The 23,708-nt window shown below is 74.7% G+C and carries 19 protein-coding genes and 1 pseudogene; 14 read left to right on the top strand and 6 right to left on the bottom strand.

Annotated elements, in window-relative coordinates; all coding sequences use genetic code 11:
- Nucleotides 1-40: 40 nt before the first annotated feature.
- Entirely contained in the window at nucleotides 41-1,099 is a 1,059-nt protein-coding gene (locus ACFY23_RS10320; RefSeq protein ID WP_350684018.1) for a ferrochelatase, read from the top strand.
- Complete coding sequence (locus tag ACFY23_RS10325) at nucleotides 1,021-1,965, top strand: HAD-IIA family hydrolase (protein WP_387037495.1); 945 nt, start codon at nucleotides 1,021-1,023, stop codon at nucleotides 1,963-1,965. The genes ACFY23_RS10320 and ACFY23_RS10325 overlap by 79 nt, the downstream gene beginning before the upstream one ends.
- A gap of 73 nt (nucleotides 1,966-2,038) precedes the next feature.
- Here ACFY23_RS10325 and ACFY23_RS10330 read toward each other — a convergent pair whose 3' ends face one another.
- The gene (locus ACFY23_RS10330; RefSeq protein WP_350684020.1) at nucleotides 2,039-2,833 is read right to left on the bottom strand and encodes a hypothetical protein; all 795 of its coding nucleotides are present in this window, start codon (nucleotides 2,831-2,833) and stop codon (nucleotides 2,039-2,041) included.
- Nucleotides 2,834-3,035: 202 nt separating this feature from the next.
- Between ACFY23_RS10330 and ACFY23_RS10335 the strand changes: the two genes are divergently transcribed.
- The gene (locus tag ACFY23_RS10335; RefSeq protein ID WP_350684021.1) at nucleotides 3,036-3,848 is read left to right on the top strand and encodes a DUF3097 domain-containing protein; all 813 of its coding nucleotides are present in this window, start codon (nucleotides 3,036-3,038) and stop codon (nucleotides 3,846-3,848) included.
- A gap of 39 nt (nucleotides 3,849-3,887) precedes the next feature.
- Here ACFY23_RS10335 and ACFY23_RS10340 read toward each other — a convergent pair whose 3' ends face one another.
- A complete protein-coding gene (locus tag ACFY23_RS10340) occupies nucleotides 3,888-5,204 on the bottom strand; it encodes a serine hydrolase domain-containing protein (protein ID WP_350684022.1) in 1,317 nt (438 codons plus the stop codon).
- 106 nt (nucleotides 5,205-5,310) lie between these two features.
- Here ACFY23_RS10340 and ACFY23_RS10345 point away from each other — a divergent pair, with 106 nt between their 5' ends.
- The 5 genes from ACFY23_RS10345 to ACFY23_RS10365 all read left to right on the top strand — a co-directional run bounded on the left by ACFY23_RS10345 (nucleotide 5,311) and on the right by ACFY23_RS10365 (nucleotide 11,114).
- Nucleotides 5,311-5,784 carry an NfeD family protein gene (locus ACFY23_RS10345; protein WP_350684023.1) on the top strand — a complete coding sequence of 158 codons (474 nt, stop codon included), beginning with the start codon at nucleotides 5,311-5,313 and terminating at the stop codon, nucleotides 5,782-5,784.
- Nucleotides 5,785-5,788: 4 nt separating this feature from the next.
- Nucleotides 5,789-6,895, top strand: a complete 1,107-nt coding sequence (locus tag ACFY23_RS10350) for an SPFH domain-containing protein (RefSeq protein WP_350684024.1) — start codon at nucleotides 5,789-5,791, stop codon at nucleotides 6,893-6,895.
- A gap of 219 nt (nucleotides 6,896-7,114) precedes the next feature.
- A complete protein-coding gene (locus ACFY23_RS10355) occupies nucleotides 7,115-7,921 on the top strand; it encodes a hypothetical protein (protein WP_350684025.1) in 807 nt (268 codons plus the stop codon).
- Between the two features lie 161 nt (nucleotides 7,922-8,082).
- Nucleotides 8,083-10,293, top strand: a complete 2,211-nt coding sequence (locus ACFY23_RS10360) for a transglycosylase domain-containing protein (RefSeq protein WP_350684026.1) — start codon at nucleotides 8,083-8,085, stop codon at nucleotides 10,291-10,293.
- Between the two features lie 257 nt (nucleotides 10,294-10,550).
- Nucleotides 10,551-11,114, top strand: coding sequence for a dihydrofolate reductase family protein (locus ACFY23_RS10365; RefSeq protein WP_350684027.1), 564 nt, complete (start codon nucleotides 10,551-10,553; stop codon nucleotides 11,112-11,114).
- 25 nt (nucleotides 11,115-11,139) lie between these two features.
- On the opposite strand, the gene ACFY23_RS10370 is transcribed toward ACFY23_RS10365, so the two are convergent.
- A complete protein-coding gene (locus tag ACFY23_RS10370) occupies nucleotides 11,140-12,987 on the bottom strand; it encodes a thiamine pyrophosphate-requiring protein (protein ID WP_350684032.1) in 1,848 nt (615 codons plus the stop codon).
- A gap of 103 nt (nucleotides 12,988-13,090) precedes the next feature.
- Between ACFY23_RS10370 and ACFY23_RS10375 the strand changes: the two genes are divergently transcribed.
- The 3 genes and pseudogenes from ACFY23_RS10375 to ACFY23_RS10385 form a co-directional block, all read left to right on the top strand.
- The gene (locus ACFY23_RS10375; RefSeq protein WP_387037531.1) at nucleotides 13,091-13,969 is read left to right on the top strand and encodes a TrmH family RNA methyltransferase; all 879 of its coding nucleotides are present in this window, start codon (nucleotides 13,091-13,093) and stop codon (nucleotides 13,967-13,969) included.
- A 90-nt stretch (nucleotides 13,970-14,059) separates the two neighbouring features.
- Complete coding sequence (gene argG, locus ACFY23_RS10380; RefSeq protein WP_350684029.1) at nucleotides 14,060-15,511, top strand: argininosuccinate synthase; 1,452 nt, start codon at nucleotides 14,060-14,062, stop codon at nucleotides 15,509-15,511.
- Between the two features lie 33 nt (nucleotides 15,512-15,544).
- Nucleotides 15,545-17,404 (top strand): annotated as a pseudogene (locus tag ACFY23_RS10385) (PucR family transcriptional regulator); the annotation flags it as partial.
- 12 nt (nucleotides 17,405-17,416) lie between these two features.
- On the opposite strand, the gene ACFY23_RS10390 reads toward ACFY23_RS10385, so the two are convergent.
- On the bottom strand, nucleotides 17,417-18,766 hold the full coding sequence (locus tag ACFY23_RS10390) for a hypothetical protein (protein WP_350686738.1): 1,350 nt from the start codon (nucleotides 18,764-18,766) through the stop codon (nucleotides 17,417-17,419).
- A gap of 92 nt (nucleotides 18,767-18,858) precedes the next feature.
- On the opposite strand from ACFY23_RS10390, the gene murD reads away from it, so the two are divergent.
- Nucleotides 18,859-20,208 (top strand): UDP-N-acetylmuramoyl-L-alanine--D-glutamate ligase, encoded by a 1,350-nt coding sequence (murD, locus tag ACFY23_RS10395; RefSeq protein WP_350686739.1) that lies wholly within the window; start codon nucleotides 18,859-18,861, stop codon nucleotides 20,206-20,208.
- Nucleotides 20,209-20,257: 49 nt separating this feature from the next.
- Here the strand turns inward: murD and ACFY23_RS10400 are convergent, their stop codons facing one another.
- A complete protein-coding gene (locus ACFY23_RS10400) occupies nucleotides 20,258-20,386 on the bottom strand; it encodes a hypothetical protein (protein ID WP_350686741.1) in 129 nt (42 codons plus the stop codon).
- A gap of 276 nt (nucleotides 20,387-20,662) precedes the next feature.
- A complete protein-coding gene (locus tag ACFY23_RS10405; protein ID WP_350819584.1) occupies nucleotides 20,663-21,640 on the bottom strand; it encodes a hypothetical protein in 978 nt (325 codons plus the stop codon).
- Nucleotides 21,641-21,742: 102 nt separating this feature from the next.
- Here ACFY23_RS10405 and ACFY23_RS10410 point away from each other — a divergent pair, with 102 nt between their 5' ends.
- A complete protein-coding gene (locus ACFY23_RS10410) occupies nucleotides 21,743-22,612 on the top strand; it encodes a hypothetical protein (protein WP_350686744.1) in 870 nt (289 codons plus the stop codon).
- 31 nt (nucleotides 22,613-22,643) lie between these two features.
- Entirely contained in the window at nucleotides 22,644-23,621 is a 978-nt protein-coding gene (locus tag ACFY23_RS10415; protein WP_350819582.1) for a hypothetical protein, read from the top strand.
- The last annotated feature ends 87 nt before the right edge of the window (nucleotides 23,622-23,708 follow it).

Here is a 23,708-nt window from a genome sequence, read left to right on the forward strand (position 1 = left end):
CCTCGCCCGGCGGGAAGCGCCGACCGGGAAGAATGGCCCCATGGCGTACGACGCGGTGGTCCTGGTGTCCTTCGGCGGGCCGGAGCGGCCCGAGGACGTGATGCCGTTCCTGCAGAACGTGACCCGGGGGCGGGGCGTGCCGCCGGAACGGCTGGCGGAGGTCGCCGAGCACTACCAGCACTTCGGCGGCGTGTCCCCGATCAACCAGCAGTGCCGTGAGCTGCTCGCGGCGATCCGGGAGGACTTCGCCGCCCACGGCGTCGACCTGCCCGTCTACTGGGGCAACCGGAACTGGGACCCGATGCTCGCCGACACGGTGGCGCGGATGCGCGACGACGGCGTCCGGCACGCGCTGGCGTTCGTGACCAGCGCGCTCGGCGGCTACTCCTCCTGCCGGCAGTACCAGGACGACATCGCGGCCGCCCGGGCGGCGGTCGGCCCGGACGCCCCGCTGATCGACAAGATCCGCCAGTTCTGGGACCACCCCGGGTTCGTCGAGCCGCACGTCGACGCGGTACGGGCCGCGCTGGCGCAGCTCGACCCGGCGAAGCGGGACAGCACCCGGCTGGTGTTCACCGCCCACTCCATCCCGAACTCGATGGCCGCCACCGCCGGCCCCCACGGCGGCCGGTACGAGGCACAGCTCGCCGAGGCGGCCCGGCTGGTGCACGCGGCGGCCGCCCCGGACCTGCCCTGGGACCTGGTCTGGCAGAGCCGCTCCGGCCCGCCGCAGGTGCCGTGGCTGGAGCCCGACGTCAACGACCACCTGGCCACGCTGGCCGAGGCCGGCACCACCGGCGTGGTGGTCAGCCCGATCGGGTTCGTCTCCGACCACCTGGAGGTGGTGTGGGACCTGGACACCGAGGCGCGCCAGACGGCCAAGCGGCTCGGCCTGGACTTCGCCCGGGCCGCCACCCCGGGCACGGACCCGCGGTTCGTGGCGATGGTCCGCGAGCTGGTCCGGGAGCGGACCGAGCCGGACGGGGTGAAGCTGCGCCGCCGTCTCGGCGAGCTGCCGATGTGGGACACCTGCCCCACGGTGTGCTGCGTGCCCGCGCGCCGCCCCGTCGCCCCGACCCCGGGGCGGCCCGGCTCGTGACCGCCGCCGATCCGACCCCCGAGATCCCGACCCCTGACCGCCGCGCCGGCCCGCCGGCGCCTCCCACACCCCTGGAACGAGTGACGATGCAGGATCGCAAGCCGGTGGAGAGCTGGCTGACCGACATGGACGGCGTGCTGGTGCACGAGGGCCAGCCCGTGCCCGGCGCGCCGGAGTTCGTCTCCCGGCTGCGCGCCTCGGGCAAGCCGTTCCTGGTGCTCACGAACAACTCGATCTACACGCCGCGGGACCTGCAGGCGCGGCTGAGCCGGATGGGCCTCGACGTGCCCGAGCACGCCATCTGGTCGTCCGCGCTGGCCACCGCCCAGTTCCTGGCCGACCAGCGGCCGGGCGGCACCGCGTACGTGATCGGGGAGGCCGGGCTGACCACGGCGCTGCACGCGGTGGGCTACGTGCTGACCGACTACGCGCCGGACTACGTGGTGCTGGGGGAGACCCGCACCTACAGCTTCGAGGCGATCACCAAGGCCGTCCGGCTGATCAACGACGGGGCCCGGTTCATCTGCACGAACCCCGACGTGACCGGGCCGTCGGTGGAGGGAGCGCTGCCGGCCGCCGGTTCCGTCGCCGCGATGATCTCGAAGGCGACGGGGGTGGAGCCGTACTTCGTCGGCAAACCCAACCCGATGATGATGCGCTCGGCGCTGAACACGATCAACGCACACTCCGAGACGACCGCCATGATCGGCGACCGGATGGACACCGACATCCTCTGCGGGCTGGAGGCCGGCCTGGAGACGATCCTGGTGCTGACCGGGATCAGCAGCCGCGCCGAGGCGGAGCGCTACCCGTACCGCCCGTCGCGGATCGTCAACTCGGTGGCCGACCTGATCGACGAGCTCTGACGCGCGGGCGCGCGGCCCGACCGCCGTGCGCCCGACGCCGGCCACCCGCCCGCAGCGGTACGCCCGCGCGCCGTCAGGGGCGCAGCGGGGCGTTGCAGGCGGCGACCAGGGCCTGCCGGCAGGCGGTGGTCAGCGGGCGCAGCGCGGCGTCGCGCTGCTGGGCCTCGTAGTTGTTGATCGCGCCACCGGGCGCGGCGTGCCCGGCCAGGGCGAGCACCCGGTCGAGCACGGCGGCCCTGGCGAAGAGCCGTCGGGCCCGCGGGTCGAACCCGGGCGGCAGGTCGGTGGCGCCGTTGGGTCGGCGCAGCTCCTCCAGCGCCCCGGCCAGCTCGGGTCGCCACTGGGCGACGTCCAGCCGGGTCAGCGCGGCGGTGGTGTGGTGCAGCGCCGCCGCCAGTTCCGCCTCGGCCTCGGCCGCCCCGGGCAGCGCGAGCGACGCGGCCGGGGCGTCGGCCGGCAGCGGGTAGACCCGCCAGAGCACCGTCTCGAAGGTGTCGCCGGAGCCGGACGTGTGCGTGCGCACGTGCGGGATCAGGCCGAGGCTGCCGGCGATCACCGCCTCGCCGGCCAGCAGCGCCGCCCCGGCGAAGTCGCCCGGGCCGGGCAGCCCGCGCGGATCGCCCGGTGCGGGCAGCACCAGGCGGATCTCGTCCGGCGAGAGCTTCGCCAGGGTGGGCAGGGCCTGCGGCAGCGGGACGTCGGTCCAGGTGCCGGGCGCGTCCGCGACCAGATGCTCCTCGTCGCCGGCGATGGCGTCGGCGACCTCGTCGAAGGGCACCAGCCCGGCGCGCCACGCGCGTACCCAGGCAACGAACCGGCTGGACCGGCGCGGCGCGAGAGTGGCCGTGCCCGCTGCGGGGGTGGACATGCCGAAAAGGGTACGTGGTCATCGCCGCCCCTGTCTCGACTGCCGCTCCGCCCGTCCCCCGCCATGTCGATCATGCATTGGTGGTGGGCGGAACGTCGGGCGGTGCGGCTCGTGCGGGGCGCCGCGACGGCACGGCCCGGCGCGCCGGGCTGTCGCGGCGTGTCGGGTGCGGGTGCGGGTGCGGGCGATTAGCGTGATCTCCATGGGGCGGCGGTATGCGGACGACGTGCTGGCGGGGGACTGGCGGCGACGGAAGGTCACCCCCGAGGTGGACGCCGAACCGGACCTCGTGGTCGAGGACGCCGACTCCGGCTTCTGCGGCGCGGTGGTCGGCTTCGAGTCGGGCGCGGTGGTGCTGGAGGACCGGCACGGCCGGCGGCGCAACTTCCCGCTGCTGCCGGCGGCGTTCCTGCTCGACGGGGAGCCGGTGACGCTGCGCCGGCCGACCCGCGCCCCCGTGCCGGCGGCCCGCCGGCGCACCGCCTCCGGCTCGATCGCCGTGGACGGGGTCCGCGCCCAGGTGGCCAAGGCCAGCCGGATCTGGGTGGAGGGCGTCCACGACGCGGCCCTGGTCGAGCGGATCTGGGGCGACGACCTGCGTATCGAGGGCGTGGTGGTGGAGCCGCTCGACGGCATCGACGCCCTCGACGCCGAGGTGCGCGCGTTCGCCCCCGGCCCGGGCCGCCGCCTCGGCGTGCTGGTCGACCACCTGGTCCCCGGCTCCAAGGAGAGCCGGATCGTGGCGAAGGTGACCTCCCCGCACGTGCTGGTCACCGGTCACCCGTACGTCGACGTGTGGCAGGCGGTCAAGCCGGCGGCGCTCGGCATCCGGGCGTGGCCGGTGGTGCCGCCGGGGCAGCCGTGGAAGGAGGGGGTCTGCGCCGCGCTGGGCGTCGCCGAGCCGGCCGACATGTGGCGGCACATCCTGTCCCGGGTGGACAGCTTCGCCGACGTGGAGACCCCGCTGATCAACGCGATGGAACGCCTCATCGACTTCGTCACCGAGCCCGCCTGACCGGTCTCGTCGGCGGGTCCGGGTGACGCGGCGGCCCGGTCAGGGCTCCTGGTCGGGGGTGCGGGTGAAGAGGAAGGTGGCGATGTCCAGCGCCACCGCCCGCCCCGCCTCGTCGCGCAGCACGGAGAGGATCTCGCCGTTCTCCGGGCCGGAGCGGCCCCGCCAGCGGTCCGGTCCCTCCGGGGCGAACGTGCTGGCCCGCTCCCCGCGCACGTGCGCGACCAGGCCACCCGTGGCGGCGTCCCAGGCCAGGTCGAGGGGCACCCCCATCCACCACCAGCGGCCGGTGATCTCGGCGGTCCCGGCCGGCGGGGCGGCGGCGTTCGGCTGCCAGGGCCGCGGCAGCGCCGGCTCGGCGTCCAGCACGGCGGTGAGGATCCGCTGCGCGAGCCCGCCGATCCCGCCGGTGCGGAAGCCGTACGAGTTGGCGAAGCCGATCACGGCCGTTCGGGACGGGCGGTGCACGGTCAGGGCGGCCACGTAGCCGGGCATCGAGCCGCCGTGCCCCACGTACACCCGCTCGCCCTGCCGGTAGAGCTCCAGCCCCAGGCCGTGCCCGCCGGTCCACGAGTCGAGGTCGCTGATCACCACCGGGGCGCACATCTCGGTCAGCGTCTCCGCCGCCAGCACCTCCGGCGCCGGGTCGGCCAGGAAGGCCGCCCACCGGGCCAGGTCCTCGGCGGTCGACCAGAGCTGCCCGGCCGGGGCCATCGCCCCGGTGTCGGTACGCGGCTCCTCCCGCAGCGTGTCGTGCCACGGGTGCACCACGTAGCCGCGGGCGAACGGCTCGGTCGCCGCGTACGTCGTGCGGCGCATGCCGAGCGGCGCCAGGACGCGCTGGCGGAGCAGCTCGGCCCACGGCGTGCCGGTGATCCGCTCCAGCACCCCGCCGAGCAGCCCGTACGCCAGGTTGGAGTAGTGGTAGGACCGGTGCGCGGGGTAGGCGATCTTCTCGGCGGTCACCCCGGCCACCAGGGTGTCCAGGTCGACGCCCTCGGCGCGCTCCCACCACCGCCCCTCCGGCTCGCGCTGCAGGCCGCTGGCGTGGCCGAGCAGTTGCCGCAGCGTGAGCGCGCCGACGGCGGTGCCGGGCAGGTGCTTCTCCAGCGGGTCGTCCAGGGCCAGCCGGCCGGCGTCGCGCTCCTGCATGACCAGGGTCGCGGTCATGGTCTTGCTGATCGACCCGAGCCGGTACTGCAGGTCGCCGTCGGGGCGCGGGTGCTCGCCGGCGGTGGCGAGGTGCGCCAGCGCGCCGTCCCGCACCACGCCGATCACCAGCGACGGCGTACGGCCGGCGGACTGTGCCTCGGCGACGAGCGTGTCGACGTGGCGGACGGTGTCGGGCAGCAGGGACACGGGCTCTCCTGGCGTCGGGGCCCGGTGTGCGGGCCGCTGGCGTGCCGCCGAGCTTACTGATCTTCGCGGGTGGGCCGCGCGTGCATTGGCGTGTCACGATCGTGGGGTGGACGCCGTGCTGTGGATCGTGCTGGGTGTGGTGCTGGCGGTCGCCGAGATCTTCACGACGACGCTCTTCCTGATCATGTTCGCGGCCGGGGCCTTCGCCGCCGCCGGAGCCGCGGCGCTCGGCGCGCCGGTGGGGGTGCAGGCGATCGTCTTCGCCGTGGTGTCGGCGCTGACGGTGCTGGGCCTGCGGCCGACGCTGCGCCGGCACCGGCGCTCCGCGCTGGAGAGCGGCGAACAGGCCTTCGGCGTGGAGGCGATCGAGGGCAGCGCGGCGCTGGTGCTGGAGCGGGTCGACGCCGGGCAGGGCATGGTCAAGATCGACGGTGAGTTGTGGCAGGCCCGCTCCTACGACGCCAGCCAGGTCTTCGCCCCCGGTGAGCGGGTGCAGGTGATCCAGGTCCGGGGCGCCACGGCCCTGGTCTGGCGGGACGACGTTTCCCCCTTCGACGAGCTACCCGAAGCGAAAAGGTGACTACATGGAACTCGTGATCCCGGTCCTGTTGATGGCCGTGGCGCTGATCGGGGTGATCACCCTGGCCAAGGCGGTGCGGATCGTGCCGCAGCAGCGTCAGGACGTGGTCGAGCGGCTGGGCCGGTACAAGCGCACGCTGAACCCGGGGCTGAACCTCCTGGTCCCGTTCATCGACGCCGTCCGCACCAAGGTCGACATGCGCGAGCAGGTGGTCAGCTTCCCGCCGCAGCCGGTGATCACCTCCGACAACCTGGTGGTCTCGATCGACACGGTGCTCTACTTCAAGGTCGTCGACTCGGTCCGCGCCACGTACGAGATCTCGAACTTCCTCCAGGCCATCGAGCAGCTCACCGTGACCACGCTGCGCAACGTCATCGGCTCGCTGGACCTGGAGCGGGCGCTGACCAGCCGCGAGGAGATCAACCGGCACCTCTCCGGCGTGCTGGACGAGACCACCGGCCGGTGGGGCATCAAGGTCACGCGGGTGGAGATCAAGGCCATCGAGCCGCCGCCGAGCATCCGGGACTCGATGGAGAAGCAGATGCGCGCCGAGCGGGACCGCCGGGCGGCGATCCTGAACGCCGAGGGGCACAAGCAGTCGCAGATCCTCACCGCCGAGGGCGAGAAGCAGGCCGCGGTGCTGCGCGCCGACGGTGACCGGCAGGCCCGCATCCTCCAGGCCGAGGGCCAGGCGAAGGCGATCCGGACGGTGTTCGACGCGATCCACCAGGCCAACCCGAGCCAGAAGGTGCTCGCCTACCAGTACCTCCAGGCCCTGCCGCAGATCGCCAACGGCACCGCGAACAAGGTCTGGATCGTGCCGGCCGAGCTGACCAAGGCCCTCGAGGGGATGGGCGGCGCGCTCGGCGGGCTGAGCCGGATGGTCGGCGACGAGCCGGCGCCGGAGGCGGCCGACGGCGCGAGCGAGGTCGAGCGCGAGGCGGCCGAGGCCGCGCAGGCCGCGGCGGCCGCCGCCCAGCAGATCCACGACGAGGTGCGCGTCGCCGAGGCGCAGGCCACCGGCGGCAAGCCGCAGGGGTTGCCGGCGCCGGAGCCGGTCTCGCCGGCGAGCCTGCTCAACGACCCGGCCGACCAGCGCGAACGGGGCTGAGCGCCGCGGGCCGACGAGCCCGAGCGCCGCGGGCCGACGAGCCCGAGCGCCGCGGGCCCACGAGCCCGAGCGGCGCGGGCCCACGAGCCCGCGCGGAAATGCGAGAAATGCTCATGGGGCGCTCCGGCGCCTGCCACCATCGGTCCTAGGACGGGCGGTGACCAGGCATCGGGGCGCCCCGGCGCGTCCCGCACCGCTCGCGGACGAGCGAGGTGACGCATGAAGGATCCGGCGAAGCGGGTGTGGTCCTCGGCCCCGGTCCCGGGCGCGCACGACCCCACCGGGCCGCTCGGCAGTCGGCGTACCGGCGGGGGGTTCGGGGTGCTGCCGTTCGTCGGGGAGCCGACGCCGGCCGGGCCGGCCACCAACGCCAGCTGGGCCTGGTCGCTGCGCCGGTTCGCCCGGGCCGCGGTGTGGCTGCTCCCCGCGTACGCCGTGCTCCACGGCGTCGTCGCGATGGGCAGCGACGGCGGGGTGGGCAACGACCCTTACCCGGCCGACGGCCGCCCGCTCTACCTGGTGGGCTGGGTGGCGTCGATCTGGCTCGGGCTGCTCGCCCTGCTGGCGCTGACCGGGCTGCTGGCCGCGACGCGCAGCCGCCGGGTCGCCGTCGCCGGCCTGCTGGTCTCCATCGCCGGCACGGTGCTCATGCTGCCCTTCGCGGGCCTGGCGGAGCAGACCCCGGTCTTCAGCACCACCGCCCGCGCGCTCGTGCTCGTCGGGGCCACCTGCTACACCCTCGGCTGGCTGCTGACCGGCTGGTCGGTGGCCCGGTCCGGGGCGTTCAGCATCGGCGACGGCACCATGCTGATGATCGCCGCCCCGCTGCTGGGCCTCGGCGGCGCGCTGATCGGCTCGCTGCAGACCTTCGGCGCGATCTTCGTGCTGATCGCCGGCATCGGCATCGGCTACCGCTCCGGGCGCCTGGTGCCCCGGGACATCGTCCGCGACGCCGCCAGCGCCAGCCTCGCCACCGCCGCCGCCCCGACCGGCCCGGGCCCCAACGGCCCGCTGGCCGCCGGCTGAGCACGCTCCCGCCCCGCCGCCCCTGGTCGGCGGGGCGGATGGGGCGGCGGGGGACGCCGGGGCCACTGGGATGGGAAGTCGCTGGCAGCGGGCGGTGAAGTTGCTGACAAGAGGACCGCGGAGGTGGTCGGTTGGCGGCTTTCACGGCAATCCTGGGGACCATGGCCCCACCCCGCTCGCCGCTGTCGCGGCTGTTCACCGTGCTGCTCGCCGGCGTGCTCGCCGGCCTCGTCCTGGCGGTCGCCGCGCTGCCGGGCAACCTGCTGCTCGGGTTCGGCGCCAAGGCGGCGCTGGGGTCGTACGCCGCGCTGCCGGAGGCGCTGCGCACGCCGGCCACGCCACAACGCTCCTACCTCTACGCCAACGACGGCAAGACGCTGATCACCACGTTCTACGACGTCAACCGCACCGACGTGCCGCTGGACGAGATCGCCCCGGTGATGCGGCAGGCGATCGTGGCGGCCGAGGACCGGCGGTTCTACGACCACGGCGGCGCCGACCTGCGCGGCCTGCTCCGGGCGGTGGTGGCGAACGTCTCCAGCGGCGCCGCGCAGGGCGGCTCGACGCTGACCATGCAGTACGTCCGCAACGTGCTCAAGACCGACCCGGGCCGCACCGCCGAGGAGCGCGCCGCGGCCACCGAGCAGACCGTCGGGCGCAAGCTCCAGGAGATCCGGTACGCCACGGCGCTGGAACAGCGCCTGAGCAAGGACGAGATTCTCAACCGCTACCTGAACATCGCGTACTTCGGCTCCGGGGCGTACGGCATCGCGGCGGCCAGCCAGCGCTACTTCGCCAAGGCCCCGGCGGACCTCACCCTCGGCGAGGCGGCCCTGCTCGCCGGCCTGGTGCAGTCGCCGGAGGCGTACAGCCCGATCGACGGCGACGCGGACGCCGCGCTGGAGCGCCGCGGCTACGTGCTGGACGCGATGGTCGAGACCGGGGCGATCACCGCCGACCAGGCCGCGCAGGCCAAGGCCGAGAAGCTCGCCCTCAAGCCCACCGCGCAGCCCAACGGCTGCACCGCCGTCGCCCAGGGCCACGACGACTGGGGCTTCTTCTGCGACTACCTGCGGCAGTGGTGGCTCACGCAGCCCGCGCTCGGCGAGACCGTCGAGGAGCGCGAGCAGGCGCTGCGCCGGGGCGGCTACACCGTGGTGACCTCGCTGGACCCGCAGGTCCAGGCCACCGCGCAGAAGCAGGCCACCAGCGTCTACGGGTACGACAACAAACGCGCCCTGCCCATCGCCGCCGTCGAGCCGGGCACCGGCCGGGTGCTCGCCATGGCCGTCAACCGGCACTACAGCCTCGACGCGAACCCGGACGGGCAGGCCAACCACCCGAACACCGTCAACCCGCTGATCTCCGGCGGCGACAGCGTCGACGGCTACCAGGCCGGCTCGACGTTCAAGATGTTCACCATGCTCGCCGCGCTCGAGGCCGGCAAGCCCCTCTCGACCGGCTTCGACGCGCCGAGCCGGCTGCCCACCCGGTACGCGGCCGAGGGCGAGGGGAGCTGCGAGGGCCGGTGGTGCCCGGCCAACGCCAACCCGGAGTGGATGGACGGCTACCGGATGATGTGGGACGGCTTCGGCCGCTCCGTGAACACGTACTTCGTCTGGCTGGCCGAGCAGGTCGGGCAGGAGAAGGTGGTGGAGATGGCGCAGCGCCTCGGCATCACCTTCCGGGCCGACGCCGACGCCGCCTTCGCCGAGGACGACGCCGCCAACTGGGGCTCGTTCACCCTGGGCGTGGCCGCCACCACCCCGCTCGACCTGGCCAACGCGTACGCCACCGTGGCCGCCGAGGGGACGTACTGCGCGCCGCTGCCGGTGGTCTCGGTGACCACCCCCGACGGCGAGCGGGTGCCGGTCGGCGACCCGTCCTGCCGCCGGGTGCTCGACGCCGACGTGGCCCGGGCCGCCACCGACGCGGCGCGCTGCCCGGTGGGCCAGCAGTCCGCGTTCGGTCAGTGCAACGGCGGCACGGCCACCTCGGTGAACCGGATCCTCGACGGTCGCCCGGTCGCCGGCAAGACCGGCAGCTCGGAGCGGAACGCGACGGAGACCTTCGTCGGTTTCACCCCGCAGGTGGCGGTCGCCGGCATCGCCGCCAACCCCGACGACCCGACCGACTCGGTGGGCGCCGCGGTGCAGGCCGAGGTGATCGACGCGGTCGCCCGGGTCATCGCCACCGCCGTCGACGGGCAGCCGGAGAAGGCCTTCGCGGCCCCCAGCCAGGAGTTGGTCGGCGACCCGCGCCGCCCCGTGGAGCGCCGTCCGGCCGAGGAACGGCAGCCCACCGACGAGCGGCGGTCCTCGGACGAGCAGCGCCTCTCCGACCTGCGGCGCTGGCTCCAGGGCCGCGGCTGACCGCCCGCCGCGTGCGCCGCGGCTGACGGCGGCGCCGCACGCCGGCGTGGACGTCGGCTGCCGTCCGCCTCGGTAGGGACCCGGAACGTCCTGTCGAGCTGCCCCAACCATGGGACCACCGCCCGGCGGGCGGACGGCTCCGGCCCGCCGAAAAAAATCCTGGAGAGATTCGTCCGGGGCTGTCGGATCGGGCGACGCCGCTCCGACCACCTGGCGAGAACGCCCACCACGGGCGTCCGACGCCAGGAGGAACAGCGATGCGGAAGATCGTCTACGGGGTGCACCAGTCGCTCGACGGGTTCATCGAGGGGCCGAACGGCGAGTTCGACTGGCCGGACATGGGCCCGGAGCTGTCCGCGTACTCGCTGGAGCAGTGCGACCGGGCCGGCGCGTTCATGTACGGCCGCAGGGTGTGGGAGTTCATGGCCGCCTACTGGCCGCAGGCGGAGTCGATCTCCGACCACCCGCACGACCTCGCCTTCGTGCCCATCTGGCGGCGGACGCCGAAGGTGGTGGTCTCGCGCACGCTCAGCGAGGCCGACCACGGCGCCCAGGTGGTCGGCGGCGACGACCTCGCCAAGGAGGTCACCGCGCTCAAGGAGCAGCCGGGCGGCGACCTGCTGCTCAACGGCGGCGCCGACGCCGCCGCCGCGCTGACCGACCTCGGCCTGATCGACGAGTACCAGATCTTCGTCCACCCGGTGGTGCTCGGCGGCGGCAAGCCGGTCTTCTCGGCGACCGAGCGGCTGAACCTGCGCCTGGTGGAGTCGCGGGCCTTCGACGGCCGGTCCGTGCTGCTGCGGTACCACCGGGCCGGTTGACGACGGCGGGGGCGGATCGCCCCGGTCAGCCCCGGCCGTGTCCCGGCCGGAGGGTGGCGACCGCGGCGGGCAGGCCCCGCCGGAGGATGCCGGCCCAGTCGGTGTCGCCGCGCAGGACCGCCGCGGCGGTCCTGCGCGCCTGGTCGGCGGTGAAGTGCGGCGGCAGCATCAGCTCGGCGGGGTCGACCAGCGCGTTGACCACCACCGGGCGGTCGGCGGCCAGCGCCCGCTCCCAGACGCCCGGCACCTGGTCCGGCGCGTCGACCAGCTCGCCGCGCAGCCCCAGCACCTCCGCCCACCGGTGGTAGCCGATGTCGGGCAGTTGCTGGCTGTCCGGGAACATCGGCGTCCCCTCGCTGGTGCGCTGCTCCCAGCTGACGAAGGCCAGGTCCCGGTTGTTGAGCACCAGCACCACGAACCGCGGGTCGGCCCAGCTCCGCCAGTACTTCGCCACCGTGATCAGCTCGTTGACCCCGTTCATCTGCATCGCGCCGTCGCCGATCAGGGCCACCAGCGGGCGCTCCGGGTGGGCGAACTTGGCCGCCAGGGCGTACGGCATCGCGCCGCCCATCGACAGCAGGGTGCCGGAGAGGCTGGCCAGCATGCCGGGGCGGACCTGGACGTGGCGGGCGTACCAGGCGGTGGTGGTGCCGCAGTCGACCGCGAGCATCACGTCGTCGGGCAGCCGGTCGCTGAGGGAGGCGAAGAGCAACTGCGGGTTGACCGGGTCGGCGGCCTGCCCCGCCAGCTCCCGCTGGGTACGCCGCCACGCCGCGGTCTCCTCGGCGATGGTCGCCCGCCACCGGGTCGGCCCCGGCCCCGGACCGAGCTCGCGCAGCAGTGCCCGCAGGGTGGGGCCGGCGTCGCCGGTCAGGTTCACCTCGGTCGGGTACCGCAGCCCCAGCTGGGTGCCGTCCCGGTCGATCTGCACCGCCCGGGCCCGGCCCTGCGGCGGGTAGAACTCCGAGTACGGCATGTTGCTGCCCACGATCAGCAGCCGGTCGCAGTCGTTCATCAGCCGCCAGCTCGGCCGGGTGCCGAGCAGCCCGATCGCCCCCGTCACCCAGGGTTCCCGGTGGTCCACCGCGGCGAAGCCGAGCAGCGCGGTCGCCACCCCCGCGCCGAGCCGGTCGGCGACCGCGCGGACCTCCTCGACCGCGTCGAGCGCGCCCTGCCCGACCAGCATGGCCACCCGTTCGCCGCCGCGCAGCACGTCGGCGGCCCGGCGCAGGTCGGCCTCGGGCGGCACCGTCGGGCCGGTGCTCGGCACGTCGCTCGTGTGGTAGTAGCCGTGGGCGTGCGGCGGCTCGGGGACGGCCGGCGCGTCCTGGATGTCCGACGGCAGCACCAGCGCGGTGACCGTGCGGCGGGCCAGCGCCGTGCGGCAGGCCCGGTCGACGAGGTGGCGTACCTGGCTGGGGTGGTCGAGCTGGGCCAGGAAGGCGGCGGCGACGTCCTTGTAGAGGGCGAGCAGGTCGACCTCCTGGTAGTAGCCGCCGCCCTCGGCCGTCAGCGCGGTGTGGCCGATCAGCGCGACCACCGGCTGGTGGTCGAGCTTGGCGTCGTAGAGGCCGTTGAGCAGGTGGATCGCGCCGGGGCCGCTGGTCACCACCGCGCAGCCCAGCGGCCCGCCGCCGTACTTGACGTGCGCCGAGGCCGCGAAGCCGGCGGTCTCCTCGTGGCGGACCTGCACGAACTGCGCCCGCTCCCCGGTGCGTTGCAGGGCCGAGGTCAGCCCGTTGATGCCGTCGCCGGGGTAGCCGAAGTAGCGGCGGACGCCCCAGCCGGCCAGCCGGTGCACGATGTGGTCGGCGACGGTGGCGTCGCGGGGCAGGGCGCCCAGGTCGACGCGCCAACCGTCCGGATGCGCGATCCCGGCCGGTGCGCCGGTGCGGTCTGCGTTCACCTGCTGGTCCTTCCGTCGGTCCGTCGCTCCGGCCGCCATTCCCCTTCTTATCCGGACAAAACTCCGCCGACTGGTCCGGGTGGGACGGGTCCGAGGACGATGCCGGCGCGTCCGGCAGAATCGTGCGGTGCCCATCCACCAGATCACCGACCCCGACGACGAGCGGATCGCCGACTACCGCGCGCTGACCGACGTCGAGCTGCGCACCCGCTGGGAGCCGCCGCACGGCCTGTTCATCGCCGAGGGCGAGCTGGTGCTGCGCCGGGCGCTGCGGGCCGGCTACCCGGCGCGGTCGTACCTGGTGGACGCCAAGCGGGTCGACCAGCTCGCCGACCTGGACACCGGCGACGCCCCCGTCTACGCGGCCACCCCGGACGTGCTGCAACGGGCCACCGGCTTCCACGTGCACCGGGGGGTGCTGGCGTCGTTCCGGCGCAAGCCGCTGCCGACCGCCGCCGAGGTGCTCGCCGCCGCCCGGCGGGTGGTCGTCCTGGAGGACGTCAACAACCACACCAATCTGGGTGCGGTCTTCAGGGGGGCCGCGGCGCTCGGCATCGACGCGGTGCTGCTGTCGCCGTCCTGCGCCGATCCCCTGTACCGGCGCAGCGTACGGGTCAGCATGGGCGAGGTCTTCGCGGTGCCGTACGCCAGGATCGAGCGGTGGCCGGCGGGCCTGGACCAGGTGCGGGAGGCGGGCTTCACCGTGCTCGCCTTGACGCCGGCTCCGGACGCCGTACCGATCCAGCGGTTGACTCCGGCGCAGCGCGAGCGGGCGGCGCTGCTGCTGGGCGCCGAGGGCCCCGGCCTCACCGTGGCGGCCCAGTCCGCCAGCGACGTGCGGGTGGTCATCCCGATGCGGCGCGGGGTGGACTCGTTGAACGTCGCCGCTGCCGCGGCCGTGGCGTTCTGGGAACTGGGTCGCACCGATCCACCGTTCGGCGACGGGTAGCCGCCGCGGGTGGTCGACCCTGAGGTCTCCGCCAGGACCACGGACCACGTCCACTTGCATGCTCATGCGTAATTCTGAATAATCATCCTCGTGTCCAAGGTTCTCACCTCCCTTCCCATCGGCGAACGTGTCGGCATCGCCTTCTCCGGCGGTCTCGACACCTCGGTCGCGGTCGCGTGGATGCGCGACAAGGGCGCCGTTCCCTGCGCCTACACCGCCGACATCGGCCAGTACGACGAGCCCGACATCGCCTCGGTGCCCGGTCGCGCGCTCAGCTACGGCGCCGAGGTCGCTCGACTGGTCGACTGCCGCGCCGCCCTGGTCGAGGAGGGCCTGGCGGCGTTGACCTGTGGAGCTTTCCACATCCGCTCGGGCGGGCGGGCGTACTTCAACACCACCCCGCTGGGCCGGGCCGTGACCGGGACCCTGCTGGTGCGGGCGATGATCTCCGACGACGTCCAGATCTGGGGCGACGGCTCGACCTTCAAGGGCAACGACATCGAGCGGTTCTACCGGTACGGCCTGCTGGCCAACCCGCAGTTGCGCATCTACAAGCCGTGGCTCGACACCGACTTCGTCACCGAACTGGGTGGGCGTAAGGAGATGTCGGAGTGGCTGCTCGAACGCGGCCTGCCGTACCGGGACAGCACCGAGAAGGCATACTCCACCGACGCCAACATCTGGGGCGCCACGCACGAGGCGAAGACCCTCGAGCACCTCGACACGGGCATCGAGACCGTCAACCCGATCATGGGAGTGCGGTTCTGGGACCCGTCGGTGGAGATCCCGACCGAGGACGTCACGATCGGCTTCGACCAGGGTCGCCCGGTGACGATCAACGGCAAGGAGTTCGGCAGCCCCGTCGACCTGGTGCTGGAGGCCAACGCCATCGGCGGCCGGCACGGCCTGGGCATGTCGGACCAGATCGAGAACCGCATCATCGAGGCCAAGAGCCGGGGCATCTACGAGGCGCCCGGCATGGCGCTGCTGCATGCCGCGTACGAACGGCTGGTCAACGCCATCCACAACGAGGACACCCTGGCGAACTACCACACCGAGGGCCGCCGCCTCGGTCGGCTGATGTACGAGGGGCGCTGGCTGGACCCGCAGGCGCTGATGCTGCGCGAGTCGTTGCAGCGCTGGGTCGGCACGGCGGTCACCGGCGAGGTGACGTTGCGGCTGCGCCGGGGCGAGGACTACTCGATCCTGGACACCACCGGCCCGGCGTTCAGCTACCACCCCGACAAGCTGTCGATGGAGCGTACCGAGGACTCGGCGTTCGGCCCGTCGGACCGGATCGGCCAGCTCACCATGCGCAACCTGGACATCGCCGACTCGCGGGCGAAACTGGAGCAGTACGCCACCCTCGGCCTGGTCGGCGGCGCGGCCCCTCAGCGGATGGTCGGCGCCGCGCAGGCGGCGTCGACCGGGCTGATCGGTGCGATGCCGCAGGGCGGCGCGGAAGCCATCGCCTCCCGGGGCGTCTCCTCCGCCGCCGACGAGGCACTCGACCGCGCCGCGATGGAGCTCGGCGTCGACTGAGCCCTTGCCCCCGGCGGGCTGTCGAGAAATGCGATCACGGACGGTAGCGTGTCGCCCGTGTTTCCTACCGTCCGTGAGGTCCTCGCGCTGGATCCCGTCCGCCACGGCGCTCCGCGCCTGGTCGCCGGGGACGCCGGCCTCGACCGCCCGGTGCGCTGGGTGCACGTGGCCGAGGTGCCCGACATCGCCACCCTGCTCGGCGGCGGCGAGCTGGTGCTCACCACCGGCATCGGGCTGCCCGCCGACGACGCCGGGCTGCGCGCCTTCATCGGCGACCTGGCCGACGTCGGGGTCTCCGGCCTGGTCGTGGAGCTGGGCCGCCGGTACGTCAGCGGGGTGCCCCGGGTGATGGCGGCCGTCGCCGATCGGCGCGGGCTGCCGCTGGTCGAGCTGCGGCGGGCCACCCCGTTCGTGCGGATCACCGAGGCGGTGCACGCGCTGATCGTCGACGCCCAGCTCACCGAGCTGCGGGCGACCGAGGAGATCCACCAGCGCTTCACCGAGCTGTCGGTGGAGGGCGCCGGCCCCGGCGAGGTGGTCCGGCAGGCCGCCGAACTCTCCGGCTGCCCCGTGGTGCTGGAGAACCTCTCCCGGCAGGTGCTCGCGTACGACCCGGCGGGGGAGAGCGCCGAGCTGCTGCTGGACGGCTGGGAGCAGCACTCCCGCCGGATCCGGCCGGCCGGGCGGACCGCGTACGACGCGGACAGCGGCTGGCTGGTGACCACCGTCGGCGCGCGGGGGCACGACTGGGGCCGGCTGCTGCTGCGGTGGCCGGGCGGGGGCGACCTGGCCGCCGGCCGGCGGGTGCTCCACCCGGCGGTCGAGGGCGGGGTGGGCGTCGCCGGCGCCCCGCCGAGCCGGCTGACCATCCTGGTCGAACGCGCCGCCTCGACGCTGGCGCTGGGCCGGCTGATCCGGCGCGACGCCGAGGGGCTGGAACGGCAGATCCACCGGACGCTGCTCACCGCTCTGCTGGACCACTCCCGCCCGGTCGACGAGGTGGCCCTGCGGGCCCGGGCGCTCGGCGTGGTGCTGGAGCGGCGGCACCTCGTCGGTGTGGTGGTCCGGCACCGGGCCGACGACCCGGCGGGGGAGGGCGGCCATGCCGGTGAGGCCGGACACCCGGGCGACCCGGGCGCGGGCGACCCGGAGTCGGGTCCGGCGCGGCTGCGCGACCTGGCCGAGGCCGTCGGCCAGGCGCTGCACGAGGCGAGGCTGACCGGGCTGAGCAGCGCCGTCGACGACCACGCCGTCGGCGTGCTGCTCGCCCTGACCGATCCGGCCGCCGAGGAGCGGGCGCTGGCCGCGTTCGCCGCCGCGCTGCGCCGGGGCCGCCCCGACACCGGCGCGCTGACGGACCGGGTCGGTGTCGCCGCCCCCGGACGCCTCGACGGCCTGCCCCGGGACGTCCCGTGCAACGGCGCGGCCCGGCCGCCGTCGGGCGGTGCGGTGCTGATCGCGGCCGGCTCGGGCGTGGGCAGCCTGCGGGAGGCGCGCCGGTCGCTGATCGAGGCCCGGCAGGTCGCCGACGCCGCCCGGCGGGACCGGCGGGACCTGCCGATCTTCCGGTTGCCGCACGTCGGGTTGGCCGGGCTGCTGCACCTGCTGCGCGACGAGCCCCGGGTGCAGACGTTCGTCGAGCGGGAGCTGGGCGCGCTGCTGACGTACGACGCGCAGCACCCCCGCGAGCACCTGCTCGGCACCCTGCGGGCGTACCTGGAACAGGGCCGGAACAAGTCGGCGGCGGCCGCCGCGGCGCACCTGTCCCGGCCGGCGTTCTACGAGCGGCTGGCCCGGATCGGCCGGGTGCTCGACGTCGACCTCGACTCGGTCGAGGCCTGCCTCTCCCTCCACGTCGCCCTGCTGGCCCTGGACGCCATCCGCACCCCGTGACCCCGGCCCCGGTCAGGTGAGGGCGGTGAGGGCCTTGGCGTACGGCGGGGGGACGTGGTTCGGGCCGCCCGGGGTGAAGACGTCGGAGTTGGCCGCCGCCGACCAGGCCGTGGCCGGGACCGCGTCGACGAGGGCGCGGACGACCGGGGCGTCGCGCCACTGCTCCTGCTCGGCGAGCAGGCTGAGCGCCACCACCGACTCCTCCACCTCCCCGACGCACTCGAACGGCTTGTGCCCGTCCACGCCCAGCAGCTCGCGGTAGCCGGGCACCTGGGCGGGGTCGGCGAGCAGATCGCCGCCGAAGATGTGGGTGATCCGCTCGCGCGACATGAACGGCGCCATGGCCAGGAAGACGAACCGGCACTTCGGGCAGTTCCGGCACCAACGCTCGCTGGCGTCGCGCAGCTTGAACGCCGCGTTGCAACTGGTCACCACGTCGTCGTAGCGGTCGATCTCGGCGAACAGTCGGGCGATGTGCAGCTCCGACAGCGAGCGCAGCAGCGAGAAGTACGGCTCGGTCAGCCCGGCGTGCTCGGCCAGCGCCGCCCGCAGCAACCCCTCCGCCTCCACGCCCTTGGACCACTGGTGGTTGATCTCGTGCCCGTTCCAGACCAGGTTCGGGTCCGACGCCGACCGCTCGTTGGACATCACCACCGGGCCCAGCCCGTGCAGCACCGCGGTGGCGACCGCGATCAGCGAGTTGATCGCGGTGACCGGGATGTGGCCGTTGAGCGCCCCGGCGGCGTTCAGCTCGAACAGCACCGGGTCGATGCGCCGCCGGGCGGCGAGCGGGGTGAGCCCGGACGCCTCGTTCACCGAGACGATCACGTGGTTGGGGTTGACCGAGAACGGCACCGGGTCGAACCCGGCCCGACGCAGCGCCTCCAGGCTGACGATCGAGTCCTTGCCGCCGCCCACCGCCGAGAGCGGACGCCGGTCGGAGTCGTCGTACACCGGGGCCGGGGAGACCGTGCCGGCCGGCACCTCCGGGCGAAGCTGGAGCACGTGCGGCAGCTGGTTGCGGTACGCGTACTCCGCGAGGCCCTTGGTGTAGACGGCGGTGACCAGCTCGGCGGCGGCCGCGCCCAGCGGGGCCGGCAGCACCACGCGGGGCGGCGCGGCGGCCTTGTAGTAGCTGACCCCGGCGACCACGTGCAGCAGCTCCAGGACCCGGCCGAGGGCCGCCACGGTCTCGTCCGACGGCGGCGCGTCGGGCAGCGGAAGGGTGATCACCTCGGTGAACCGCTGCTCGCCGTCGGGGCCGGTGAGGGCGTAGTCGAACAGGACCTCCCCGGTGGAGAGATCGATCGAGTAGGACGGGAAGGTGAAGGCGTCCATCCGCCGGAGCTGCTCGTTGGGCACACGCCATACTAGGCCCTGGTTCGTCCGGCCGTGTCCGGCTGTGCCGGACCCCGCCGCTGCCTCGCCCGCCGACACCCCCTGAGGAGAAGCCTGTGCGCCTGTCTGACCTGCGCGGACGTACCGTTGCCGTCTGGGGCGCCGGTCGGGAGGGCCGGGCCGCCGTGACCGCGATCGCCGCGCACGGCCCGGCCGACCTGGTCGCCGTCGACGACAGCGCCAACTTCCTCAGCCTGCCCTGGGAGGGGGCGCTGGCCGAGGCGGCGCCGCTGGTCACCGGCGAGGACGGCTTCGCCCGGCTGGCCGCCGCCGAGGTGGTGGTCCGCTCGCCCGGCGTGCCGCAGACCCACCCGTGGCTGGTGGAGCTGCGCCGGCGCGGCGTGACCGTCACCCAGGGCACGGCGCTGTGGATGGCCGACCACGCCGACCGCACGATCGGCGTCACCGGCAGCAAGGGCAAGAGCACCACCTCCAGCCTGATCAGCCACCTGCTCACCGCCGTGGACCGGCCGAACGTCTTCGGCGGCAACATCGGCGTGCCGACGCTGGACCTGCCGCAGGCGGAGCTGTACGTGCTGGAGCTCTCCAGCTACCAGTGCAGCGACCTGACCGACTCGCCGCGGGTGGCGGTGGTCACCGCCCTCTTCCCCGAGCACCTCGACGCGCACGGCGGCGAGGCCGAGTACTACCGGGACAAGCTCAACCTGCTCGCCCACGGGCCGCGCACCGTGGTGGTCAACGGCGCCGACCCGCGGCTCGCCCTCGAACTGGGCGACCGGGCGGCCGTGCGCGCCGGCCTGCCCGACACCGCCCACGTGGCCGGCGGCCCCGACGGCGCGCCCTGGTTCCACCTCGGCGACCGGCCGCTGTTCCCGCGCGCGGTGCTGCCGCTGGTCGGCCGGCACAACGAGGGCAACCTCTGCGTCGCCCTCGCGGTGCTCGACGCGCTCGGCGTCGACGTGGTGGCCCGCAGGGACACCCTGGCCGTGGCGGTCGCCGCGTTCCAGGGGCTGGCCCACCGGCTCACCGAGATCGCCGACCCGTCCGGCCTCACCTTCGTCGACGACACCCTCGCCACCAGCCCGTACGCGGCCATGCACGCCATCGACGCGTACGAGGGGCGGCCGCTGACCGTGATCGTCGGCGGCACCGACCGGGGGCTGGACTACACCCCGCTGCGCGAGCACCTCGCGGAGCGCGAGATCACCGTGATCGGCATCCCGGACAGCGGCGCCCGGATCGTCGAGGCGCTCGCCGGGCTGCCGAAGGTACGCGCCGAGGTGGTCGACGACTTGGTGGACGCGGTCCGGCTGGCCCGCGGGCTGACCCCGGCCGACGGGGTGGTGCTGCTCTCCCCGGCCGCGCCCAGCTACGGGCGGTTCCGCAACTTCGAGCACCGCTCCGAGGTCTTCGCCCAGGCCGTCCGGGACACCGCCGCCGGCTGACCGCCGTCCCGGCCGCCCGTCCCGGCGGGCGAACCCGGCGCCCCGGCGGTCAGCCGCCGGGCGCGAGGTCGGCGATCAGGTCGGCGGCGTCCAACAGCCGCACCCGGTCGCCGTCCAGCCCGGCGCGGTACAGCGCGTACGCCTGCGCCCCCTCCGCCAGCGGCAGGTCACCGCGCACCAGCGCGGCGAACGCCGGCGCGGCGGCCGGGACGTCGTGGAGGTCGGTGGGCCCCAGCGCGGCCAGCCGGCCGGCGAACGCCGCGTCATCCTCGCCCGGCTCGCGCCGGTAGGCCGAGGTCCCGCCGTCGCGGAGATCGGGCGCGCTAGCAGGTCAACCAAGACAGGATGAGAAGGAAGCACGCCCAGGAGCCGCCCTCGCCGTGCCGGCAAGGCTACCGGCCGGCCCGTGGCCGCCGCAGCCCGCTTTCCGCCGGCCGCCGGGCGACGGGCCCGCTCAGGCCGGGACGACGGCGGTGTGCAGGGCGCGCATCGACCGGATCGCCGAGCGGATCTCCTGGAGGTAGCGGCCGGGCGTGAGGGTGGGCTCGGGCAGCCCGGCCAGGTCGGGCAGGGCCGGGTCGACGCCGACGGTCTCGATCCCGCAGCCGTACGGCACGGCGAGGGTGCGCAGCGCGTCGCAGTGCTGGAACGGCACGTAGATCGGGGCGGTCACCATCAGCACCGGGTCACCGGCGCGCAGGCGGACGTGCTCCGCCCAGAACCGCTGGGTGTCGGCGGTGTGCGCCCGCCGCCGCGCGGGATCGCCGGACGGGGCGGCCAGCACCCGGACGGGCGGGCCGCCCGCGGGCCGGTAGGTCCGCGACGACCAGGAGTGGTGCGGGTGGCCCCCGTCGTGACCGTCCTCCTCGGCCGGGGCGGCCACCCCGAACTCGCGCCGCACCGCCGCGTCCAGGGCCTCCACCTCGGTGTCGCAGGGCGGGACGCCGGCCGCCGTCAGCCCCGCGCACTCCACTTCGGACAGCGGCCGGAAGCTGCCCAGCGCGGCCACCTCGCCGGCGACCCGGGTGCCGGCGCGCAGCAGGTGCGCCGCGTACGCGACCCGGCGCTGGCAGGCGTGCGACAGCCCGCCCAGCACCACCAGGTGGGCGTACGCGGACCGGGCCGGCGCCGCCGGGCGGACCAGGCCGAGCGCGGCGGCGGCGCCGAGCACCAGGCCGGCGGTGGCCGGGTCGAAGGCGGGTTCGCGGGCGTCGGGGCGTTCCCGGCCGCCCCGGAAGTCCCAGTGCCGGGCGGAGAACGCGTCGAGGCCGGCCAGCACCGCCGCCAGGTCCCCGCCCGGCCAGTGGCCGCCGAAGTGCCCGACCAGGGCGCGCAGCGGCGCCGAGTCCACCCAGGCCCGTACGCCGGCCGTGATCTCCCTGGCGCCGGTGCCCGCAGCGCCGGTGGGCAGCGCCACCTCCCCGATCCGCACCGCCGGATCGTACCGGCGGTCGCGTGCCGGAGCCGGTAGGGACGGCGTGCCATTGTGGGCCGCAAATACGCTGGGCGGCATCACCGACACCGGAGGTTGCCCATGGCAGGTGACGTGCTCCGCCGACACCCCAGGGAACGGGTCGGCTCCGCCAGGGGGCTGGTCCGGCTGTTCGTGCACACCGACCCGGTGGCGCTGATCGGCATCGCGTTGTCGATCTCCCTGTCGGTCACGCTGGACCTCACCAACGCGGCCACGGGCGTGGAGTCGCTGCTGGCCGGGCTCATGGGCATCACCATCTCGCTGCTGGTGGACTCGCTGGCCCGCGCGGAGCGCCGGTTCCACCTGCGTACGCTGCTGGAGGGCCCGCCGTGGCTGGTGCACGGGGTGCCGCCGCTGGTCACCGCCGCCCGGGAGGCGGTGGAGGCGCACCCGGGCACCCGGGTCGCGGAGGAGGCCCGCCGCCGCTTCGAGCGGTTCCGGGTCGAGACCGAGCAGCTCCGGGCGGGCCGGATCGTCCGGCCCGGCGACGACTACGAGGACCTGCTCGCCGGCCTGGCGGACTGCGTCCGCTACCTGGACGCGGTGACCCACGTGATGCCCCGGGTCAGCGGCGAGCTGAGCTGGTGGCACAGCGACATCGGCCGGGCCTACTGGGCGGCCAACCTGGAGGCGCTGGAGCGGGGCGTACGGATCACCCGCATCTTCGTCCACGCGGGGGTCTCCGACGAGCTGTCCGAGCTGGTGGAGACGCAGCGGCGGGCCGGGGTCCGGGCCGGCCTGCTGCGCTGGGGCAGTGTGCGGCCCGACCTGCACGTCAACCTGGCGCTCTGGGACGGCACGAGTGCCTGGGAGCCGACGATGAGCGCGCACGGCGAGATCACCCTCAACCAGTTCTCCGTCAACCCCGGCGACCTGGAGCGGCTGCGCACCGCCTTCGCCACCTGCGCACGGGAGGCGACCTACCAGTGAGCGACAGCGACGCGCCGGAAGCGGGCCGACCATGACGTGGAGCGCCGTCCTGCTCGTGACGGCGGTGGTGTGGGTGGTCAGCCTGATCCGCTCCGTGCGGCTGCGGGCCTTCGTCTACAGCCTGCCGCTGCCGATGACCCTCGCCCTGGTGACCACCGGCTATTCGGTGGACGGCGCCCAGGTGCTGGGCGTGTTCGGCCTCAACCTGTTCTTCGTCACCGTCGCGGTGACCCACCACCGGTGGCGCTGGCCGATCCTCTTCGCCGACCTGGCCGGCGTCGCCGCGTACGTGGCGCTGAGCGCGGGGCTGCTGGCGGTCCCGGTGCCGTTCGAGCTGGCGCTGGCGGGCTCCGTGCTGCTCTGGCTGGCGGCGATGGTGGTGCTGCGCCGCCACGCGCGCGACGCCACCGCCAGCACGGTCGGCGCCACCGTCACCGCCGCCACCGCCAGCACGGTCGGCGCCACCGTCACCGCCACGACCGGCAGCGCCGCGACCACCGGCACCGGTGGCGACGCCAGCCGGATCGGCAGGGAGCGGGCGGCCCGGGCCGAGCCGGTCGATCCCCGCCGGGACAGCCTGCCCGCGCCCGCCAAGCTGGTGGTGATCTTCGTCGGCGCGGTGCTCACCGGGCTGCTCGGTCAACTGCTGCGCGGGATGGTGGTGACCTTCCCGTACTCCGGGGTGCTTGTCGCCGTCGAGGCCCGCCGCCAACTGGTCGAGTTCAGCCGGCACTTCGCCCGCAACAGCCTGGCCCTGGTCGGCTTCCTCGCCGGTTACCACTACCTGCAGGACCTGTCGCCGGTCGCCGCGCTGGCCGGCGGGTGGGCCGCGTTCGCCCTGCTCGCCGCCGTCCTCAACCTGACGCGGCGGCGGGCCCGCCCGACGCGCGGCGACGGGCCCCACGGGGGCCGCGAGCGGGCGGTCCCGCGGGCGGCGCCGAGGCCGGGCACGGCCCGGGTCGCGACGGGCGGCCGGGCCGCCTCCGCCGCCGAGCCGGATGCGAAATGAGTCGTGTACGCCCGCATCGACAACCGAAATCCGGGTGTCAGCCCGGTCCGACCCCGGAAATCGCAGCATCCGGTTGACGCGGTGTCA

The organism is Micromonospora sp. NPDC000121 (assembly GCF_042899165.1).
In the GTDB taxonomy this organism is placed as follows: domain Bacteria; phylum Actinomycetota; class Actinomycetes; order Mycobacteriales; family Micromonosporaceae; genus Micromonospora.

Coding starts and splice junctions, on each gene's coding strand:
- ACFY23_RS10320 (WP_350684018.1), top strand. CDS start 41: ATGGCGTACGACGCGGTGGTCCTGGTGTCCTTCGGCGGGCCGGAGCGG.
- ACFY23_RS10330 (WP_350684020.1), bottom strand. CDS start 2,833: ATGTCCACCCCCGCAGCGGGCACGGCCACTCTCGCGCCGCGCCGGTCC.
- ACFY23_RS10335 (WP_350684021.1), top strand. CDS start 3,036: ATGGGGCGGCGGTATGCGGACGACGTGCTGGCGGGGGACTGGCGGCGA.
- ACFY23_RS10350 (WP_350684024.1), top strand. CDS start 5,789: ATGGAACTCGTGATCCCGGTCCTGTTGATGGCCGTGGCGCTGATCGGG.
- ACFY23_RS10355 (WP_350684025.1), top strand. CDS start 7,115: ATGAAGGATCCGGCGAAGCGGGTGTGGTCCTCGGCCCCGGTCCCGGGC.
- ACFY23_RS10360 (WP_350684026.1), top strand. CDS start 8,083: ATGGCCCCACCCCGCTCGCCGCTGTCGCGGCTGTTCACCGTGCTGCTC.
- ACFY23_RS10365 (WP_350684027.1), top strand. CDS start 10,551: ATGCGGAAGATCGTCTACGGGGTGCACCAGTCGCTCGACGGGTTCATC.
- ACFY23_RS10410 (WP_350686744.1), top strand. CDS start 21,743: ATGGCAGGTGACGTGCTCCGCCGACACCCCAGGGAACGGGTCGGCTCC.
- ACFY23_RS10415 (WP_350819582.1), top strand. CDS start 22,644: ATGACGTGGAGCGCCGTCCTGCTCGTGACGGCGGTGGTGTGGGTGGTC.